Origin of the sequence: Acinetobacter kyonggiensis (assembly GCF_900107285.1) — a bacterium.
Lineage (GTDB): Bacteria > Pseudomonadota > Gammaproteobacteria > Pseudomonadales > Moraxellaceae > Acinetobacter > Acinetobacter kyonggiensis.
In genome coordinates, this window is the sequence record NZ_FNPK01000002.1 from 24,082 (window position 1) to 43,498 (window position 19,417).

At 38.6% G+C, this 19,417-nt stretch carries 19 protein-coding genes and 4 tRNA genes; 15 read left to right on the plus strand and 8 right to left on the minus strand.

Features of this window, described 5'->3' with window-relative positions:
• Positions 1 to 11 precede the first annotated feature (11 nt).
• Positions 12 to 1,817 (plus strand): amidohydrolase, encoded by a 1,806-nt coding sequence (locus BLV99_RS01930; protein ID WP_425283502.1) that lies wholly within the window; start codon positions 12 to 14, stop codon positions 1,815 to 1,817.
• Between the two features lie 155 nt (positions 1,818 to 1,972).
• Entirely contained in the window at positions 1,973 to 2,419 is a 447-nt protein-coding gene (locus BLV99_RS01935; RefSeq protein ID WP_086183525.1) for an Mpo1 family 2-hydroxy fatty acid dioxygenase, read from the plus strand.
• 47 nt (positions 2,420 to 2,466) lie between these two features.
• Here the strand turns inward: BLV99_RS01935 and BLV99_RS18370 are convergent, their stop codons facing one another.
• Positions 2,467 to 2,670 (minus strand): AzlD domain-containing protein, encoded by a 204-nt coding sequence (locus tag BLV99_RS18370; protein WP_092687187.1) that lies wholly within the window; start codon positions 2,668 to 2,670, stop codon positions 2,467 to 2,469.
• Between the two features lie 205 nt (positions 2,671 to 2,875).
• On the opposite strand from BLV99_RS18370, the gene BLV99_RS01945 reads away from it, so the two are divergent.
• Positions 2,876 to 3,538: a hypothetical protein gene (locus tag BLV99_RS01945; protein WP_092687190.1), complete on the plus strand. Its 663-nt coding sequence runs from the start codon at positions 2,876 to 2,878 to the stop codon at positions 3,536 to 3,538.
• A 67-nt stretch (positions 3,539 to 3,605) separates the two neighbouring features.
• Here the strand turns inward: BLV99_RS01945 and tsf are convergent, their stop codons facing one another.
• On the minus strand, positions 3,606 to 4,481 hold the full coding sequence (tsf, locus tag BLV99_RS01950; protein ID WP_092687193.1) for a translation elongation factor Ts: 876 nt from the start codon (positions 4,479 to 4,481) through the stop codon (positions 3,606 to 3,608).
• A gap of 140 nt (positions 4,482 to 4,621) precedes the next feature.
• Positions 4,622 to 5,374, minus strand: a complete 753-nt coding sequence (gene rpsB, locus BLV99_RS01955; RefSeq protein WP_067867857.1) for a 30S ribosomal protein S2 — start codon at positions 5,372 to 5,374, stop codon at positions 4,622 to 4,624.
• Positions 5,375 to 5,583: 209 nt separating this feature from the next.
• On the opposite strand from rpsB, the gene map reads away from it, so the two are divergent.
• The 3 genes from map (at position 5,584) to BLV99_RS01970 (ending at position 8,535) form a co-directional block, all read left to right on the plus strand.
• Entirely contained in the window at positions 5,584 to 6,411 is an 828-nt protein-coding gene (map, locus tag BLV99_RS01960) for a type I methionyl aminopeptidase (protein WP_086183530.1), read from the plus strand.
• Positions 6,412 to 6,577: 166 nt separating this feature from the next.
• Complete coding sequence (locus tag BLV99_RS01965) at positions 6,578 to 6,997, plus strand: hypothetical protein (protein ID WP_086183531.1); 420 nt, start codon at positions 6,578 to 6,580, stop codon at positions 6,995 to 6,997.
• Positions 6,998 to 7,308: 311 nt separating this feature from the next.
• The gene (locus BLV99_RS01970) at positions 7,309 to 8,535 is read left to right on the plus strand and encodes a pyridoxal phosphate-dependent aminotransferase (protein WP_086183532.1); all 1,227 of its coding nucleotides are present in this window, start codon (positions 7,309 to 7,311) and stop codon (positions 8,533 to 8,535) included.
• Positions 8,536 to 8,629: 94 nt separating this feature from the next.
• On the opposite strand, the gene BLV99_RS01975 is transcribed toward BLV99_RS01970, so the two are convergent.
• Complete coding sequence (locus BLV99_RS01975; protein WP_092687196.1) at positions 8,630 to 9,469, minus strand: DMT family transporter; 840 nt, start codon at positions 9,467 to 9,469, stop codon at positions 8,630 to 8,632.
• A gap of 650 nt (positions 9,470 to 10,119) precedes the next feature.
• Here BLV99_RS01975 and BLV99_RS01980 point away from each other — a divergent pair.
• Positions 10,120 to 10,554: a PaaI family thioesterase gene (locus BLV99_RS01980; protein WP_167356288.1), complete on the plus strand. Its 435-nt coding sequence runs from the start codon at positions 10,120 to 10,122 to the stop codon at positions 10,552 to 10,554.
• A 78-nt stretch (positions 10,555 to 10,632) separates the two neighbouring features.
• Here the strand turns inward: BLV99_RS01980 and BLV99_RS01985 are convergent, their stop codons facing one another.
• The gene (locus BLV99_RS01985; RefSeq protein WP_092687201.1) at positions 10,633 to 11,091 is read right to left on the minus strand and encodes a hypothetical protein; all 459 of its coding nucleotides are present in this window, start codon (positions 11,089 to 11,091) and stop codon (positions 10,633 to 10,635) included.
• A 239-nt stretch (positions 11,092 to 11,330) separates the two neighbouring features.
• Between BLV99_RS01985 and BLV99_RS01990 the strand changes: the two genes are divergently transcribed.
• Together BLV99_RS01990 and BLV99_RS01995 are read left to right on the plus strand one after the other, a co-directional pair.
• Positions 11,331 to 11,406: transfer RNA gene (locus tag BLV99_RS01990), tRNA-Asn, on the plus strand.
• Between the two features lie 91 nt (positions 11,407 to 11,497).
• Complete coding sequence (locus tag BLV99_RS01995) at positions 11,498 to 12,574, plus strand: hypothetical protein (RefSeq protein WP_092687204.1); 1,077 nt, start codon at positions 11,498 to 11,500, stop codon at positions 12,572 to 12,574.
• 308 nt (positions 12,575 to 12,882) lie between these two features.
• Here BLV99_RS01995 and BLV99_RS02000 read toward each other — a convergent pair whose 3' ends face one another.
• Complete coding sequence (locus tag BLV99_RS02000) at positions 12,883 to 14,064, minus strand: trypsin-like peptidase domain-containing protein (RefSeq protein WP_092687207.1); 1,182 nt, start codon at positions 14,062 to 14,064, stop codon at positions 12,883 to 12,885.
• A 171-nt stretch (positions 14,065 to 14,235) separates the two neighbouring features.
• On the opposite strand from BLV99_RS02000, the gene BLV99_RS02005 reads away from it, so the two are divergent.
• The 6 genes from BLV99_RS02005 (at position 14,236) to BLV99_RS02030 (ending at position 16,913) form a co-directional block, all read left to right on the plus strand.
• Positions 14,236 to 14,994, plus strand: a complete 759-nt coding sequence (locus BLV99_RS02005) for a Nif3-like dinuclear metal center hexameric protein (RefSeq protein ID WP_092687210.1) — start codon at positions 14,236 to 14,238, stop codon at positions 14,992 to 14,994.
• Positions 14,995 to 15,151: 157 nt separating this feature from the next.
• Positions 15,152 to 15,778 carry a superoxide dismutase gene (locus tag BLV99_RS02010; protein WP_004651484.1) on the plus strand — a complete coding sequence of 209 codons (627 nt, stop codon included), beginning with the start codon at positions 15,152 to 15,154 and terminating at the stop codon, positions 15,776 to 15,778.
• 146 nt (positions 15,779 to 15,924) lie between these two features.
• Positions 15,925 to 16,000 (plus strand) — tRNA-Asn (locus BLV99_RS02015).
• 5 nt (positions 16,001 to 16,005) lie between these two features.
• Positions 16,006 to 16,081: transfer RNA gene (locus tag BLV99_RS02020), tRNA-Asn, on the plus strand.
• A 224-nt stretch (positions 16,082 to 16,305) separates the two neighbouring features.
• Positions 16,306 to 16,381, plus strand: a tRNA-Asn gene (locus tag BLV99_RS02025).
• A 145-nt stretch (positions 16,382 to 16,526) separates the two neighbouring features.
• A complete protein-coding gene (locus BLV99_RS02030; RefSeq protein WP_413772549.1) occupies positions 16,527 to 16,913 on the plus strand; it encodes a DUF2726 domain-containing protein in 387 nt (128 codons plus the stop codon).
• A 31-nt stretch (positions 16,914 to 16,944) separates the two neighbouring features.
• On the opposite strand, the gene BLV99_RS02035 is transcribed toward BLV99_RS02030, so the two are convergent.
• Together BLV99_RS02035 and ubiA are read right to left on the minus strand one after the other, a co-directional pair.
• Entirely contained in the window at positions 16,945 to 18,243 is a 1,299-nt protein-coding gene (locus BLV99_RS02035) for an alpha/beta hydrolase (protein WP_092687213.1), read from the minus strand.
• Positions 18,244 to 18,519: 276 nt separating this feature from the next.
• A complete protein-coding gene (ubiA, locus tag BLV99_RS02040; protein WP_092687217.1) occupies positions 18,520 to 19,398 on the minus strand; it encodes a 4-hydroxybenzoate octaprenyltransferase in 879 nt (292 codons plus the stop codon).
• Positions 19,399 to 19,417 lie beyond the last annotated feature (19 nt).

Consider the following 19,417-nt stretch of genomic DNA (forward strand, 5'->3'; position numbering starts at 1 on the left):
GGATGAACATCATGCTAAAAACCCAAAAAACTTATACATCGAACTTGATAGCCAAATGCATCGTTTCATCACTACCCTTCACTTTACTTGTTGCCTGTTCTAATTTACCCACATCACAACATGATTCACCTCAAACAAAAGCCTCAAATACACTATTAATTTATGGCGGCCCCATTTTGACTATGGAGGGAATGCAACCTACCTATGTCGAAGCATTATTGATTCAAGCAGGTCATATCGAATTTAGTGGGAAACTTGAACAAGCGCGAAAAATTGCCCCTCGCGCACAGCAGCTTAATTTAGAACAACGCACAGTTATCCCAGGTATCATTGATGCACATAGCCATGTCAACAGTGTCGGCTTACAACAAACGGTTGCGAATCTTTATTCCCCCCCAGATGGAACAGTGACAGATATTAATTCTCTAATTGCTGCCATGAAAAGCTGGCAGCAGAAAAACCCTGAATTTATTCAGGCAACATCAGGCTGGATTATGGGCAACGGTTATGATGATGCTCAACTCAAAGAAAAACGCCATCCAACAGCAGCAGAACTCGATCAGATCTCTAAAAATCAGCCAGTCTTAATTCTTCATCAATCTGGACATCTAGCATCGGTAAATCATAAAGCTTTAGAAATACTCAACATCAATGCAAAAACACCCAATCCATCTGGTGGCGTTATTCGTCGGATGAACAACTCCATGGAGCCAAATGGTGTACTTGAAGAAAGTGTTGTTTTTAGTGCCATGATGCAGGCTTTTAAAAGTGTTCCACCCGATATTATGCAGAAAATGGCGCTCACGGCTATTCAAACTTATATCCAAAATGGCTACACCACCGTTCAAGAAGGTCGTGCGGATGCTGGAACCAGTGAATTATGGCGAAATTTAGCCAAACAAGGAAAATTACCCATTGATCTAGTGTCCTATCCAGACATCATTAATGAAAAAGAATACATGCTTAAGCATGGTACGAGTCGAAACTATGATCATCATTTTCGCATAGGTGGCGTTAAAATGAGTTTGGATGGCTCACCTCAAGGCAAAACAGCTTGGCTGACTCAACCGTATTTAATTCCACCAGAAGGTAAAGCAAACACCTATTCAGGTTATCCCGCCTTTCCTGAAAACAAAACGGTACAAGATGCCATTAATTTAGCCTTTGAACACAAATGGCAAATACTGGCCCATGCCAATGGTGATGCTGCAATTGACCAGTATTTAAATGATATTGATACCGCAACCAAGCACTATCCAAAATTAGACCGACGTAATGTCATTATTCATGCACAAACGATGCGTGAAGATCAGTTAGACAAAGCTAAATCTCTCGAACTCATTCCATCCTTCTTTTCATTGCATACCTATTATTGGGGCGACTGGCATCGGGAAGAAACTTTGGGCGTAGAACGAGCAAATCATATTTCGCCAACTGGATCCGCTTTACGCAAAGGCATTTTATTTACCGAACATCATGATGCGCCTGTAATTCCACCCCGTAGCATGATGACTCTAGATACCACTGTAAATCGCGTCACACGCAGTGGCAAGATACTGGGGGCTGAACAACGCGTCAGCCCTTATATTGCATTAAAGTCGCTCACAGACTGGGCTGCTTATCAATATTTTGAAGAAAATAGCAAAGGAACCCTAAGCAAAGGAAAACTGGCTGATTTTGTTATACTAAGTGACAACCCACTGACCATCCCAAGCAACAAAATTAAAGATATAAAAATATTAGCCACCTACAAAGAAGGTCAGCTAATTTATCAAAACCCAAACCTAAAAAACATAGAACTCAAAACATCACCATAAAATTATGGTATCGCGAGTTCTTTAATGGGTCATTCAGCCAATTTAAAGTGAATGACTCAAATCGACTATAGGATACTTTGCCCCATAACTGCTTCTGGTTTATATTTTCAGCATATAAAAATAAACACATGAATCAACATCCAACAGGAGTGATGATGAAAACAATGAACCAATGGTTTGATGAATATAGCGAAAGCCATCAAAATAAAACCAATAAAGCAATTCACTGGGCTTGTGTACCTGCAATCCTTTTTGCCATTATCGGTATACTTGCTCATTTCAGTGCCTTATTAACCGCTTTGCTTCTCGTGCTCAGCTTCGTTTTTTATGCTCGACTTGATTTGGTTCTCGCTGTAGCGATGGCTGCACTTTTAGTCGTCATGGCATGGTTGATTTACACATTACCTGTAGGTGTTGGGTTTTATCTGGGTGTTTTTGTTTTAGCTTGGATTGGTCAATTTTATGGTCACAAAGTCGAAGGCAAAAAGCCTTCATTCTTTAAAGACCTCCAATTCCTCCTCATTGGCCCAGTATGGTGCATGGACGCCTATCTAGGTAAATTGATACCTAAATGGAAAACTCGCCAAAAACTCGCTTTTTAGCGCATTTTAGCGTGGGATCAATATTTCTGACATATTTTATCTATTTCTTAAGGACTAAAGATAAAAATAAGCAGATAAAAGCACAGCAAACTGACAATCAAATTCGGAAGAAGCCTTTTAAATAGTAAGGCCAAAACAATACATATGCCTGCTGCAATAAAATATGGATCTAAAGGAATTGATCTTAAAACCTCCCCTTGATAAAAAATGATAGGGGCACAAATTGCTGTCCTATATTTTTTAATATTGATTGCTTCTTCCTTTTGTGCTTTGACTTAAAAATAATATCACTCAATGTTTTAAGTCGATTGTGATTTGAACGATGAACCCCTTAAGCTTTCCATGGCTACCCCCTCTAATCGTCAAAATTTTATAATTTTTTATTCACAATTTTATTTTCCTCTTCACAAGACAATGATTTATATTACCGCTGTATTTCTTTAGATTTATTCTTGCATGTTAGCTTGCCAACAGTTTCGTGATCATCTGATTGCCGTTTTCCCTGAACTCCAGCCTACCGATTTTCCACCAATCAACCACGCTCAAGATATAGATACTTGGATTACAGATTGGTTATCTGAATACCCAGTTAGCCGAGAATACCTCTTAGAATGTGATTATGAAGACTGGTCAAATAGTTTAGATCTTAAACTTCATTTTTTAAAAGCCAATGAAAACAACCCTATTCCTATCGATAGCGTTCTTGATGACGTTTATGATTTCTTTGAACCAGCATTGGATTTTGACGAACTTAGCAACCTTGAAATGGATCATTTTGAAATAGATGATCTTGCAGTAGAAGATCTTGAAGTAAATGACCTTGAAGTAGAAAACTTTGAACAAGATGATGTTAATGAAGATGACTCTATCCTTGTAGAAGCTGAGAATATTCTGCTCGATAATATTCTAAATTGCATTCTAAGAAATGGTATTGATGTCATTTTTATTGATTTACCTGTTAAATTTCAGCTAATTTTAAGCCGCAATCCAGATCGCTCAGCCCTACAAGCACTGGCTGCTTATTTAACAGAACACAGCGATCCGAACTACCCAGTTCGCTACTATTGCGCACGTAGCTATAGCCATCACCTTTTCCCATATCTGATTGGAAAACTTTAAAATACTCACATAAAAAAAGCCCCTAAAGGGGCTTTTTTCACACAATACTTTTACTTATACAGTAAAATTATTGAGCAGCAGCTTGAGCAGCAGCAACTTCTTCAGCGAAGCTCATTTCTGCTTTTTTCTCAATCCCTTCACCTACTTCGAAGCGAACAAATTGAGCTACAACTGTAGCAGTTGCTTTTAATACATCAGCAACTTTTTTGTCGTTGTCAATAACGTACATTTGACGTTCAAGCACAACTTCATTCAAGTATTTTTCAACTGAACCAGTCACCATTTTTTCAACGATGTTTGCTGGCTTACCAGATTCAATCGCTTTCGCTTCAGCAATTTCTTTCTCTTTAGCGATAAGATCAGCAGATACACCTTCAGCATTTACAGCAACTGGATTGAATGCAGCAACGTGCATTGCAATACCTTTACCTGTAGCAGCATCACCAGTGTAAGATACAACTACACCAATTTTTAAACCGTGTTTGTAAACTGCAAGGTTTTCACCTTCAACAATTTTCGCACGACGAACTTGGATGTTTTCACCGATTTTTTGAACAAGTGCAATACGCGCTTCTTCTACAGTCGTACCATCTTCAAGTTTTAATTCAGCAATTTTAGCAGCATCAGTTTCGTTTGCAGCAAGTGCAGCAGCAGCAACTTTAGCAGAAAAACCAGCAAAGTTTTCGTCTTTAGCAACGAAGTCAGTTTGACAGTTTACTTCTAAAAGAAGTGCTTTGTTGCCTTCTTGAGCAATAGTGATCGCGCCATCAGCAGCAATGTTACCAGCTTTTTTAGCTGCTTTTGCTTGACCTGATTTACGAAGGTTATCAATCGCTAATTCAACATCACCATTCGATTCTGTTAATGCTTTTTTGCATTCCATCATCGCAAGACCAGTACGGTCACGTAATTCTTTTACCATGCTCGCTGTAACTGCAGTCATGTTGTTCTCCTAAATACGGTAGAAAATTCAATCTGTTCAACAAAAACGGCCCAAAGTGTTCTCTGGGCCGTTCTGCTTTCTTGACGCTTAATTTGCCACCATTACATGTCGCAAAAATGACAACCTTGCGTCAAAACGCATTAAGCCTCTGGAGCTTCTTTAGCAACTTCTTCAACTTTAGCTTGAGCGTTTGCTTGTGATTGAGCGTACTCTTTACCAGCAAGAATCGCATCAGCCATAGCAGAAGCGTAAAGTGTAACCGCACGGATTGCATCGTCATTACCCGGAATAACGTAGTCTACGTTGTCTGGGTTAGAGTTTGTATCAACGATACCGATTACAGGAATACCAAGGTTTTTAGCTTCTTTAATCGCGATTGATTCGTGGTCAACGTCAATTACGAATAATGCGTCAGGTAAACCACCCATGTTTTTAACGCCGCCTAAAGCACGTTCAAGTTTTTCCATCTCACGAGTACGCTCTAAAGCTTCACGTTTAGTAAGCTTAAGGAAAGTACCGTCTTGAGATTGAGTTTGAAGGTCTTTCAAACGGTTGATCGATTGACGAAGAGTTTTCCAGTTCGTCAACATACCACCTAACCAACGGTGATCAACATATGGTTGACCAGCACGTTGCGCTTGTTCACGGATGATGTTAGAAGCAGCACGTTTAGTACCAACGAACAATACTTTGTTCTTTTTGCTAGCAAGATTGTTAACAAAGTTCAAAGCATCATTTAACGCAGGAACAGTGTGTTCAAGGTTGATGATGTGAATTTTGTTACGCGCACCAAAGATGTATTCACGCATCTTTGGATTCCAGAAACGAGTTTGGTGACCAAAGTGCGCGCCTGCTTGAAGAAGGTCACGCATGCTTACGTTGTAATCTGCCATTTTCTTTATACCTTAAAGTTTGGGTTAGGCCTCCATATATCCGCATTCTCCACCCCAAAGGGCACCCAGAGAAATGTGTCGATATATGTGCGGATTTTGTTGCCCCATCCAACAAAGCCCGTGAAATATATTCACGAAAAAGCATTTGATAAAATGGGCGGCTATTTATACCATAGTCACATATAAATTTCCAAAAGTTTTTAGAGATCATGAACAGTACTTACCAAGCGCCACGTCGACTTATTAAAACCCCAGATGAAATTGAAAAAATGCGTGTGGCGGGACGACTGGCGGCTGAAGTTTTGGATATGATCAAACCGCATATCAAACCGGGTGTCACCACACTTGAGCTTGATACGATTTGTCACGACTATATTGTCAATGTTCAAGATGCCATTCCTGCATGTTTAGGTTATGGCGCAGCTCCTGGACGCCCTGCGTTCCAACATGTCATTTGCACATCGGTCAACCATGTGGTTTGCCACGGCATTCCTTCTGACAGTAAAAAACTGAAAAAAGGTGACATCCTCAATATTGATGTCACTGTGATTAAAGATGGTTATCATGGCGATACCAATATGATGTATATCGTCGGTGGCGAAACGTCCATCTTGGCTGACCGTTTATGTAAAGTGGCTCAAGAAGCGATGTATCGCGGTATCGAAACCGTTAAACCAGGTTCAACAATTGGCGACATTGGTCATGCAATTCAACAATATGTTGAGTCGGAACGCTTTGGTGTGGTTCGTGAATACTGTGGTCATGGTATTGGCACAGTATTCCATGATGAACCACAAGTACTGCACTATGGTCAAGGCAATAGCGGCATGATCCTTGAAGAAGGTATGACTTTTACTATTGAACCTATGGTCAATGGTGGAGACTGGAAAACCAAACTTCTAGGTGATAAATGGACAGTCGTCACCAAAGACCATACTTTGTCTGCTCAATATGAACATACGCTTTTGGTCACAAAAACTGGGGTTGAAGTACTCACTGCCCGTCCTGAAGAAGATTTATCGCGCTTTATGAAATAAAAATTCAAGCATCTATTTTAAAATAGGCTACTTCAATGTGGCCTTTTTATTTTTTTACTTTTAATACGCAGTTTTTAGCTTACATCCATACAAGTGCTAATTGATTTTTAAAACATTTTAACCATACTGGCACCTATCCCAATTCATTTTCAGTTCAGAGCCTTCTATGTCCGATTTTAGTAATGTCACAGTAACCCACAATGATGATGACTCTGTTTCATTGTTAATTGATCAAAAGCCTATTTCTGAACGCTATGGCATGAATTTTAGCGCAACGATTGTCGATGAACTAAAAGCACTCACTACAGGTCAAAGTCTCAAACTATTCGAGCAATTTGTCTTTTCACATACCGATTTAAACTTTGAACACAGCTATCGTTACGTGACCTGCGTAATTAACCAAGAATCTGGTTACATCACCTCATCTAATTTCGTTTATAAAATTACTGCTGTAGATCAACAACCGATAGAACATGTCATTACTAAGCAAGGACAAGCAATGACCGCAGAAGATGTTCGTGAATTCATTAATGCTCATCTACAAAAATCTCTAAGCGATTACACAGACTTAAAATACGCTTATTAAAGTTTAATTAAATTATTTCATCATGTTGGGCACAATCATTAGCACTATTTTTCATTCAAATGCAGTGCCCACAACATCCTACAAATCTTTGCTTAAAACCTCAATTTTAGACCCGACTTATTGCCACAAACCATATTCCGATTTCACTACCAATAAAGCCATCAGCTTTTATAGCGCTATATAAACCATCAATTAAACAAAACAATGTACTTTTTCTATTGTTGGCGCATTCTGTCTCCCCTTTCTTGTGTTTTTTAGGCTAAAATAATCTGCTTTTTTATTTTCTAATCCCCATAAGAAGGAATACTGCCGTGGACGTACGTCTCTCTGATCGTGTAAATGCCATCAAACCGTCCCCTACACTTGCTGTTACCAACAAAGCTGCTGAACTTAAAGCTGCTGGTAAAAACGTAATTGGTTTGGGCGCAGGTGAACCAGATTTTGACACCCCACAACACATCAAAGATGCAGCAATTACAGCAATTAACAACGGTTTTACCAAATATACCGCTGTTGATGGTACGCCAGGTCTTAAAAAAGCGATTATCGCAAAATTTAAACGCGACAATAATCTTGATTATGCAGCAAACCAAATCTTGGTTTCTTGCGGTGGCAAACAATCCTTCTTTAACTTGGCACTTGCTTTGTTAAATAAAGGTGATGAAGTCATTATTCCTGCACCTTATTGGGTAAGCTACCCAGATATGGTGATCATCGCTGAAGGCGTTCCAGTTGTTGTAAAATGTGGTGAAGAACAACGTTTCAAAATCACACCTGCTCAATTAGAAGCTGCAATCACTGACAAAACGCGTTTAGTCGTGCTTAACAGCCCATCTAACCCAACAGGCATGATTTACACTAAAGCTGAATTAGAAGCTTTGGCTGAAGTCCTTCGTAAATACCCAGAAGTTTATATCGCTTCTGATGATATGTACGAGCCAATCCGTTGGGATGATGAGTTCTACAACATCGCAACTGTTGCGCCTGACCTTTATGACCGTACAATCGTGTTAAACGGTGTGTCTAAAGCCTATGCAATGACTGGCTGGCGTATTGGCTATGCAGCGGGTCCTGCTAAATTGATTGGCGCAATGAAAAAAATCCAATCTCAATCGACTTCAAACCCAACGTCTATTTCGCAAGTTGCTGCTGAAGCTGCATTGAATGGCCCTCAAGATGTTCTTGAGCCAATGATTGAAGCATTCAAACGTCGTCATGACTTAGTGATGGCTGGTTTAAATGACATCAACGGTATTTCTTGCCTACCTGCTGATGGTGCGTTCTATGCTTACGCAAACATCAAACCACTTATTCGTGCGAAAGGCTTAAAATCTTGCACAGAGTTTTCTGAATGGTTATTGGAAGAAACGGGTGTTGCCGTGGTTCCTGGTGATGCATTCGGTTTAGGTGGTTTCATGCGTATTTCTTACGCAACTGCTGATGAAGTACTTGTAGATGCACTTGCTCGTATTAAGAAAGCTGCTGATTCAATCGAAGGCGTAGACGCTGCGATTGCTTCAATTGCTGCTGAAAAATAATCTGCTTTTTATAAAGCTAGATTAAAAAAACCCGCGATTTTCGCGGGTTTTTTTAAAATTAAAAATAAACACTTAATATAAGAAAGTGACTTACTTATTTTTCTTCAACGCTATTTTTTCCTGCATAAATCACCAAGAAAATCCCCAATAAAACAATCACGGTTGATAAAACAAGACGTAGCCCAATAGTTTCACCAATAAAAAGTGAACCACCTAAAATTGCTAAACATGGCACACTCAACTGTACAGTGCTCGCATCTATACGATCTATACGCTTAACAATGGAATACCACAGCACATAGGCTCCACCAGAGGTAACTCCACCTGAAAGCATGGCAAGAACAACGCCTTGAGCACTCATATTTGCACCTTGATGTAACATAAAATAGCCCAAGATCACCAAAGGAACAGCCAGCAAGAAATTCCCCAAACTGCTTGCTAAAGGACTCAGCATCTTCTTACCTAAAATACTATAAACAGCCCAAGCTAAACCGGAAATCATCATAATGATGGCATAACTCAAACTCGGTGCACTGGCCCCCGGTAAAAGTAAAATCGCAATCCCCATTAATGCAAGGATTAAACCAAAACCACGTTTTAAATTTAGTTTTTCACCATGAAAAACAGCATAAAAAACCATTATCAATTGTACCGTTCCAAAGAGTAAAAGCGCCCCAACACCTGCATCAATTTGGATATAAGCATATGAAAATGCCACAATATAAATTGCCAAAGCCAACGCACTGTATAAATTCCATTGTATTGCCTGTCGCGTTTGACTCAGCAACCACAGCATTAACAAGACCACAGCACCACTACAGACACGAATTACACTAAAACTTAACGGATCTATTTGCTGTCCAGCCAAAGCTAAACGACACAACACTGAATTCGCAGAAAAAGCGATCATTGCCAAAATTATTTTAAATAGCATTGTTGAGCATCCATATTCAACGACGGGCTTCTATTCACTCTTATAGATATACATATTTAGACATAAACTCCAGTTTTTATCTCTCATGTCTTAAATTAAATAACTGATGTTACGCAACGGCTTAAATCTGCCAAATTAAATTATAGAAAAAATTAATTTCGCGGATGGGTGGCATGGATGCCACCCGTTGGGCTGGCGTACAGGGATGTTCGCTCAGACCAATAAAGGGGTTTCTTGCGAAGTAATACTTCTCATTTGCCCTGTCAAAGTAACGAAATGCCTACACAAAGGTCTTTTAAACTTTGCAATACATCTAAGGCCGTGCACATGGCATAACATCAACTCAGTCATCTGTATGTCAAGCTAATCAATCTTTATTCATGACTAGAATTATCAGGCTTTTTTAAATGACTACGTAACATCAGTTAAATAAACCAATTCAAGTCAGTCATAAAAACTTATATGCTTCGCACACGCTCATTTTATGCTTATCTCAAACTTATTATTACAAAAAGAATATCCAACAAGGGCTTAAAATAAATATCAGCAGTCAAGCACACAAATCAGCTGCGTTAACTTGACGAATATAAAACAGCCCATTAAGTTACCTACACGTTTATTTTAAAACTCAATAATAATTCAGGAAGATCGTGATGAATCCCAAAGAAATGACAGGACTGCAACTTTTACAAGCCATGTGCGCTGGAAAAATCCCAGCTGCAAGCATTAGTGAAACCATTCCTATGCAGCCATATGAAGTTTCTGAAGGAACAATCCGCTTCAAGGCTAAAGCAGATAGCCGTCATTTAAACCCACTGGGTGGTGTGCATGGCGGTTTTGCAGCAACAGTACTCGATTCTGTCACAGGCTGCGCTGTACACAGCATGTTAGAAGCAGGTGTGGGTTACGGCACCATCGACCTAAACATTAAAATGTGCCGTCCTATTCCGCAAGATCAAGAACTTATTGCAATTGGCACAGTCATTAACATCAGTAAAAACTTAGGTATTTCGGAAGGTAAAATCATAGATGAAAATGGCAAGTTATATGCACATGCCACTGCAACCTGCATGATTATTCGTTAATTTCTATACCTTAAACTGTTTAAGCCCAGTATTTTGGCAAACCAATCAAAGGTTTGCCATTACGACATACTTTTCTGTTTATATGGCTGTTTTAAAATTTTTAATCAGGCTGCCCTGAAAAATACTCGGACGATGTGTACCTTTAAAAATACACAAATATTTAAATACACTATCTAAAGATACGGAAAGCTTTTTTTGCTCAGACACAGACCAGACTTTCGAATTGTTTCGTCCTGATAAAGCACTGCCATTTAACTGATAAAGATATAAATCATGATCACGCTGTAACGGTTTTTTACGGCCATTAGAATAACTTTCCAGCAGCAATTGACATGGCGAGTTAATCAACCATTTATCACTAAACCAAAGCTGTAATAAATCACCAAGATAAAGCTGTTCAGTGCCCACTGGCCACACCTGAATATAAGCGTCTTCTACCGCAGTTCGATACTGTACAGAATCTTGAATAATTGAAAGGTAGTTGTCTTGATAAAAAGATAAATTTGAAAAAATTTCGGCAATCGTCAGCGTATGCATTCGCTTTCTCCTGTTTAGCCATTTTAGTGCTGGCAAGTTGGTTTTAAATCCACACTGTTTGAATGTTCATTCAAACGCTCTGTTATGGATTTAATCTAGCAACTCATTTTTGGCTGTGCAAGTTTTTTTAACTATTTTGATTTATTTGTCTAAATAAAAAGCATACAGTGCAAAAATGAAGGAAAGGTGACAACTTTAGCTTGACCCTCTGAAAAATCCCCTTATAATCGCACTCAGATTCTCCAATAGCTCAGTCGGTAGAGCGACGGACTGTTAATCCGCAGGTCCCTGGTTCGAGCCCAGGTTGGAGAGCCAAATATTAAAAAGCCCAATCATTTTGAATTGGGCTTTTTTTATGCCTATATTTTAAATATACTGCGCCAAATCATTCTCTTAAAAATAAAAAATGCTGATTAAAACAGATTTAAAATCCAATCAAGCCGCATTGCTACGCGCTAAACTCGCCACTTTCGTACTTCTATTTTTAAGTATCCCCTTTGTCATTTACTTAGTGAGCTGCTCACCAAAAACTCAGCTTGAAAAACTAACCAATGCCGCACCACAGCTCTACGATAGTCAAACCAATCAAGCCATTCCCAGCACTCAACAATTGCTCATTCCCACTGATCAAATTCAGGATAATAAATTTCAGCCGAATAACAACCTTCCCGCACTTGAGCAGATATCAACAGAAAAACATTGGATAAGTCCAGCAGTCCCTTTCAACAACACTACGGGTCGCTTTTACCTGCACGTTGATTTTGCAGGGCAACAACACAACCGCCAAGATCTCGAAATTACAGTACTGCCAATCTGTGAGATACAAGGCAAGTCAGCACCTTGTCGTAAAACCAATCTAAATAATCAGGGATATTTCTTTAATGTCTCAACCAATCAACAAACAGAATATCAAAGCCTAAAAGCGAATCAATCTTGGTTATTTTACGGACATGATTTTGAAGAAAGCTACAGTATTCCCTACAATACACCATCGTTAAAATTTATAGTGAAAGCCAACATTCCTGAGGGCCTAAGCATCAACTGGTTAAGATTAAGCATTAGTGAAAATCCTATCACCTCACAACAGACCAGCATCATGTTAGGCAGCAAATATATACACTGGTTTAAATATGCCTTGATATTTCTTCCTGTGTTAGGCTTTTTGCTGTTTCATTTCAATCAAGGTTTTGAGAGCGGTAGAGCATTAACCATTGGCTTGCTCAGCAGCTTACTTTTTACAATACATACCGCTGTTTGGGACATCAATTACATGGTGTTCGGATGCCTACTCTTATCCTTGGCGAGCATTTTATACTGCTTTGGCAATTCGCTCTATCGCCTGCTGTATTTAACAGGCTTTCTAGTTATTGCAGGGTATGCACAACAAAAATTTGGTGGCTTTAATCACGCATTTTTCACTCAAACCACACTGATTTTGATTATTGGTTTAGGTTTGTATTTTGCAGAATACAAAGACCAATAAGCATCGCAACCAAAATAAAAAATCCCTCAGTTCAAGAGGATTTTTTATTACTTAGATTAAAACTGAACGTGGATTACAGCGCTTCAAATCACCTTAATAACAGCCATTAATTCGGCCAAATCTAAATAATCACTCTTAATATAAATGCCCACATTTACCATTGTCTTATTATCAATACTTAAAAATGATCGTGCAAATAGATAGAAAATAAATCTCTATTGCACCTCATCTAAGAATCTAAAAAATAAAAAAGCGCATCGAAATGCGCTTTTTCTAGTCAAATTATCTAAATAAAAATCAGATTTTTTTTAACGCTTCGGTAAAGGAATATACTGTGAACTATTATTCTGCGCTTTACGCTCAGCCACAATCACATCAAGCATTAATGGTTTTTCATCTCGAATAACAGCAATTTTGATACTGCTATTTGGAGCCTGTAAAGCCACATAGTTAATCAGGTGAGAAGCTGAAGTAATCGGCTCACCATTAACCTGAATAATCTTATCGCCTTTTTTAATTCCTGCGTTTGCCGCTGGCCCTTTAGGCAGTACATCTGCCACCACAACACCTGCTTGCTTAGGTTCAAGAAAATTTTCTTGCTGTACAGGCATCAGGCTAATCCCTAACCAACCCCGAACCACACGACCATCTTTTAAAATTGAATTCAATACTTGCTGACAAACTTTAGCAGGAATTGCGAAGCCAATACCCAATGAACCACCTGATTGAGAAAATATGGCCGTATTTACCCCAATCAAATTACCCGCGACATCAGTCAATGCACCACCAGAGTTACCCGGATTAATTGCAGCATCTGTTTGAATAAAGTCTTCATAGGTATTAATCCCCAAATCTGAACGATTGGTTGCAGAGATAATCCCTTGCGTTACTGTTTGCCCAACACCAAATGGGTTACCAATCGCAAGGACAACATCTCCAACCTCATTACCACTCAATTTAAAAGGCAAAACAGGCAGCTTATCTAATTCAATTTTAATTACAGCAAGATCAGAATCTGGATCAGTACCAATAATTTTTGCAAGTGCACGACGACCATCATTTAACCCCACCACAATCTGATCTGCTTGCGCAATCACATGATTATTGGTCAAAATATAGCCATCAGAACGAACGATAACACCTGAACCTAAACTGTTTTCATTTTGTTCTTGACCCAGTTGATCTGGAATTTGATCACCAAAAAATTCACGAAAAGCAGGATCATTTAATAAAGGATGTTCGGCTTTGTTTACTTTTTGTGTGGTAAAAATATTCACTACTGCCGGAGCTGCAACTTTGACAGCGGCACTATAAGAATCAACCCCACCCGTTTTGGTCGTATTGACCAAAGACTCCACTTTCTCTGCTGGCATTTTTACACCATCAGCGGCAATAGGCGCTTTAGGTTTCTGATATTGTTGCCATGAAAGAAAACCGAGAGTCACTAGAATGAGTAAAACCCAAGGTAACCATGAAAATGTGCGACGCACTTTAATTTCCTCTAATAAATATTTTAATTCGTTGATGACTAAGTAATTTATGAATCATTGTAAGATGAAATACATCAAGAAACATAAAATAGTACAAGAGTTTTGTCATGCTTTAGTTACAATTTAAAATATGTGTTGTTGATGTTAAATATTTAGACTTTTGAGAAATTTATGGCAAAACTTAATGAAATTATTCAGTGGTGCAATCAAACCCTGAAATCACATGAATTTAAAGACTATGCACCAAATGGTTTACAAATTGAAGGTAAACAAGATGTAAATAAAATTTTGTGTGCGGTCACTGCATCACAAGATGCCATTGATGCAGCGATTGAACAAGGTGCTGACCTACTCCTAGTGCATCATGGTTATTTTTGGAAAGGTGAACCCTACCCTATCACAGGAATGCGTGGTAAACGTATTAAGAGCCTCATTCAGCATGATATCTCCCTTGTAGGCTACCATTTACCGCTCGATTCGCACCCAAGCCTTGGCAATAATGCAGCCCTCGCGGAAATTTTAGGTTTACGCGATATCGAACCCCTAGACTCCAATGAACGCTACCCGATTGGTAATATTGGTTACTTAAACCAACCCATGTCTGCGGCAGCATTTAAACAATATTGCACTGATCGTTTAGGTTTTAACACCATCCACTTACCTGCTGAAAAAAGAAGCATCCAAAAAGTGGCATATTGTACTGGCGCTGCACAAGACTTTATCAGCAAAGCGGCTGAACGTGACTGTGATGCCTATATTTCTGGGGAAGTCAGCGAGCGTACTTATTATGAAGCACGCGAATTAAACGTAAATTACTACGCCTGCGGTCATCATGCAACTGAGCGTTATGGTGTTCAGCGCCTCGCTAAAGCTATTTCAGAACAGTTCAATATTGAGTATAGTTATTTCGAATTAAACAATCCGATTTAATTTTAAAATCGCTTGTGTTTGGCATTTTTCTTTATACATATAAATTCAGGCTTTATTCTGTATTGTTATTTATAAGCAATGCGCAATTTTCCCTAAGAATCTATTACAATAAAGCCACTTAATGTCAAAACCCAGCAAAATGCAAGGAATTGAAAACATGACAACGATTACTTTACCGGCACTTCCATACGGTTATGAAGATCTTGCTCCACACATCAGCAAAGAAACTTTAGAATACCATCACGACAAACATCACAACACTTACGTTGTGAACTTGAATAACCTGATCAAAGGTACTGACCTTGAAGGTAAAACTTTAGAAGAAATCATTACAGCGACTGCTGGTGATGCAACTAAAGCGGGTGTATTCAATAACTCGGCTCAAGTTTGGAACCATACATTCTACTGGAACTGTATGGCTAAAAATGGTGGTGGTAAAGCAACTGGCGCTTTGGCTGCTAAAATTGATGAAGCTTTCGGTTCTTTTGAAAAATTTGCTGAAGAATTTGCTGCGGCTGCAACAACTCAATTCGGTTCAGGTTGGGCTTGGTTAGTTGCTGATAAAGTAAATGGCAACCTTTCTATCCTTAAAACATCAAATGCAGACACTCCACTTGCTCACGGTCAAGTTGCAGTACTCACAATTGACGTTTGGGAACATGCTTACTACATCGATTTCCGTAATGCACGTCCTGTTTATATCAAAACTTTCCTTGATAGCCTAGTAAACTGGGATTATGCAAATGCTAAATATGCTGGTCAAGCTGCTGGCGTAGAAAAATAATTTATTATTTTTGCATAAAAAACCACCCATTATGGGTGGTTTTTTTATTTTTAAGACATTTCTGCATAATTATAAGGCAAATGATTCATTTCTTTATCTTTACATGTTGACGAGCCAGACTTTCATCCCTAAAATGCGCATCAGATTCTCCAATAGCTCAGTCGGTAGAGCGACGGACTGTTAATCCGCAGGTCCCTGGTTCGAGCCCAGGTTGGAGAGCCATCTATTCTTCCATAGCTCAGTTGGTAGAGCGACGGACTGTTAATCCGCAGGTCCCTGGTTCGAGCCCAGGTGGAAGAGCCAGATTCTAAAAAGCCCACTCATAATGAAGTGGGCTTTTTTTATATCCGTATTTATGAGCTATTCAATAAATAATATCCACGCGCTCAACTTATCAAAACATAAGCATCAAAAGCACCAAATTTGACCAGAATGATGATAAAAAAAGCAGTTAAATCAACATTTAGCTTTTTTTATCAAAACTAACTTGACCAAAGCACTTTAGGTCAATAGAATCCGTTTCAGATTCTCCAATAGCTCAGTCGGTAGAGCGACGGACTGTTAATCCGCAGGTCCCTGGTTCGAGCCCAGGTTGGAGAGCCAAAATTCTAAAAACCCACTCTTTTGAGTGGGTTTTTTCTTATCTCATTGAAAGACAAATATTGTGGTTAATTTAAGCCAAATTACATTTTTAATTATTGGGTGTATCGCAAGCCTTGCCATACTCATCATCATCAATCTTGAAAAAATTAAATTTAAACGTGACACTCAAATTAGCAGTACTAAAAAAGAATATTACGCTAAGCCTGTCATTAGTAATTTTGAAATTAAAATGTTTGAACGCTTAAAAAAAGCTTGCCCAGAGCATCATGTTTTAGCACAGGTCGCCTTTAGTGCATTAATGACCAGTAACTACATGGCAACACGGAATAAATTTAATCGGAAAGTAACTGATTTTGTCATCTTAAACCACCATCTTGATGTGGTGTGTATTATCGAATTAGATGATCCAAGTCATGTGGGCAAAGAAAATGAAGATGCAAAACGTGATGCAATGCTACAAGAAGCTGGCTACACCGTAATCAGATACACCAGTATCCCCACTGTTCGCCAACTTCAAAAAGATATTCATTAAAAAAGGAGCCGAAGCTCCTTTTTAATAAAATTTATTGTGCCGGCATATATTGCTGAATAAATGCGACTAAATCAGCATTTTTTTCAACAATCGCTTGAGTATGACTTGCATCAACAACAGGTAAAAATTTCACGTTTGTACCTTGTGCTAACATCGCTTTGTACATTGCCTCAGTTACAGGATATGGAACACTCATATCTTGAGTGCCCTGAATAATCAAAATTGGTTTATCAATTTTCACTGTTGCAGGTTGGCTATCCTTTAAAAATTTCTGTATTTGAGCACTTGCATAAAACTTATCCTTATTCAAACCAGGATAATCTAATAAACCCTTAGTTGGATTCTCCGTCAGGAATGCCACAATGTCTTGAGTAAATTTATATCGCAAACTATCTTCAGGATGGTTAGTTGGATCAGAACTACTTAAACATAATCCATTGTCACCTGTTGTTCCTTCTGCCAGTGCCGCAATATTTTGTGAACGTACATCGTTAAAAATTTCGCGATAATCAAAACGAGGGTCAGAAGCTTTAATCCCGACAGCAGCAAATGCAGCATAGCTTAATAGCGTTGCATAGGCTCCAATTGAACCCTTCTCTACACGATAAGCCAATGAAACACCAGCAGCCAATTCTTTATTCTCAGCATCTAACAAAGCAGCTGGTGCTACGTTAAATATAATTTTATCCAAACTTGATGCTGGTGCCCCTGCTACTGCACCTTTATAGTTTAAGTCTGTATTCGCATATTGTGCTGTTCCTAATGATGCTTGCCCACCTTGTGATTGACCAGCAGACATCCATTGTTTATTCAAAGTATTACCATAATGATCTTGTGCCGCTTTCACCGCTGCTATCGCTGATTTAGCTTCACTTTCAAGATGTAAATACGGATGAATACCAGCAGTACCCATTCCCTCATAATCAGGCGCAATAATGACATAACCAGCAGCTAAAAGACTTTTGGCTAAAGGATCTTTAAAATTAGTACCTAAAATATTATTTGTTGGCGCACAACCATCTGCAACACCTAGTGTTCCATGCTCCCATACTACAACTCGATAACCATCTTTCGGTTGTGTAATAGTAGGAAATAAGACCATCGCAGTTGCTTTTGCAGTCTTACCTTGTACATTCACCATGTTATAAGTCATAACTTTGATAGATGCCGCTTCTTGCAAACTTTTATCAAATACGTAATTTTTTTCAGAAATAAACGTCTGAGTTGGTGTTACTCCAACGTAATCATCACTACCATCATTACACGCTGTTAAAAAGAAAATTGCAGAACAACTGATGGCCAATAATGATCGTTTAAGTACATACTTCATTTCAACATCCTATTTTTGTTAGTTTTATGCTCTCTCCTTGAGAGCCATGTAATAAAAACACAATTCAACATATAAGGCTATATTGAAGCTAAGTTATTAAATTAAAATATTTTTATTTAATACTTTCCATTCTGTGAATAGTTACAGATATTAAGAAAATTGATTGATGAATTGCTCATTTTAATTCGCAAGATGCTCTAACGCTAAGACAATTTCAAAAATATAAAAGAATAAAAAAAGCATCTGACTAGGATGCTTTTTACCAAAGATTAAAATTTATAGAAATGAAACAAATATACCTAAAAAAATAATTACACCAATCCAACGGTTATGACGGAATGCCCAAAAACAACATTGCGGATCTCGGTCATTGGTTTTTATCCATTGGTAGATAAAATCAGCAATCGCCACAAATAAGGCAATTAACCCATAAGGAAATAATAAATTTTCTAAATACAATGCACAACCAATCAATAACACACTCACCGCTTGTAACATTGAAATAATTTCAATGTCATATCGACCAAATAAAATCGCTGTAGATTTCACACCAATTTTTAAATCATATTCACGGTCAGTAATAGCATATTGAGTGTCATAAGCCACAGTCCACGCCAAATTACCAAAATAGAGTAACCAACAGGTTAAATCTAGGGGCTTGCCCATGGCCGTAAATGACATCGGAATTCCCCAAGAAAAGGCCATACCCAATACCACTTGTGGCAAATGCGTATAACGCTTCATAAATGGGTAAATAAATGCAAGTAATAAGCCGCCCAGAGCACAATAAAATGTTGCGATAGGTAGAAAAAATAAGGTACAAGCACTTGCTGCAATTAATGCTATAAATACCCAGACAGCCTCTTTAGCTGAAATAACCCCTGTCGCCAATGGACGATTTTTAGTTCTTTCTACTTGCCCATCTACTTTACGATCAGCAAAATCATTAATAGCACAACCAGCAGCGCGCATGAAGATAGTACCCAATACCATCGCAATCAATATGGTGAGATTTGGAATCCCTTCTGCCGCAATCCATAATGCCCACATGGTTGGCCAAAAAACCAATTCCGTTCCAATCGGCTTATCAAAACGACATAAATAATAATATGCTGCTAAACGCTCACGCCATGTAGTTTGTTGCGCAATGTCCATGACTATCCTTAACTTACGT

Excerpts from the sequence above, each read along its gene's own strand:
- BLV99_RS01930 (WP_425283502.1), top strand. The coding sequence starts at position 12 with ATGCTAAAAACCCAAAAAACTTATACATCGAACTTGATAGCCAAATGC.
- BLV99_RS01935 (WP_086183525.1), top strand. The coding sequence starts at position 1,973 with ATGAAAACAATGAACCAATGGTTTGATGAATATAGCGAAAGCCATCAA.
- BLV99_RS01945 (WP_092687190.1), top strand. The coding sequence starts at position 2,876 with ATGTTAGCTTGCCAACAGTTTCGTGATCATCTGATTGCCGTTTTCCCT.
- tsf (WP_092687193.1), bottom strand. The coding sequence starts at position 4,481 with ATGACTGCAGTTACAGCGAGCATGGTAAAAGAATTACGTGACCGTACT.
- rpsB (WP_067867857.1), bottom strand. The coding sequence starts at position 5,374 with ATGGCAGATTACAACGTAAGCATGCGTGACCTTCTTCAAGCAGGCGCG.
- map (WP_086183530.1), top strand. The coding sequence starts at position 5,584 with ATGAACAGTACTTACCAAGCGCCACGTCGACTTATTAAAACCCCAGAT.
- BLV99_RS01965 (WP_086183531.1), top strand. The coding sequence starts at position 6,578 with ATGTCCGATTTTAGTAATGTCACAGTAACCCACAATGATGATGACTCT.
- BLV99_RS01975 (WP_092687196.1), bottom strand. The coding sequence starts at position 9,469 with ATGCTATTTAAAATAATTTTGGCAATGATCGCTTTTTCTGCGAATTCA.
- BLV99_RS01985 (WP_092687201.1), bottom strand. The coding sequence starts at position 11,091 with ATGCATACGCTGACGATTGCCGAAATTTTTTCAAATTTATCTTTTTAT.
- BLV99_RS01995 (WP_092687204.1), top strand. The coding sequence starts at position 11,498 with ATGCTGATTAAAACAGATTTAAAATCCAATCAAGCCGCATTGCTACGC.
- BLV99_RS02005 (WP_092687210.1), top strand. The coding sequence starts at position 14,236 with ATGGCAAAACTTAATGAAATTATTCAGTGGTGCAATCAAACCCTGAAA.
- BLV99_RS02010 (WP_004651484.1), top strand. The coding sequence starts at position 15,152 with ATGACAACGATTACTTTACCGGCACTTCCATACGGTTATGAAGATCTT.
- BLV99_RS02035 (WP_092687213.1), bottom strand. The coding sequence starts at position 18,243 with ATGAAGTATGTACTTAAACGATCATTATTGGCCATCAGTTGTTCTGCA.
- ubiA (WP_092687217.1), bottom strand. The coding sequence starts at position 19,398 with ATGGACATTGCGCAACAAACTACATGGCGTGAGCGTTTAGCAGCATAT.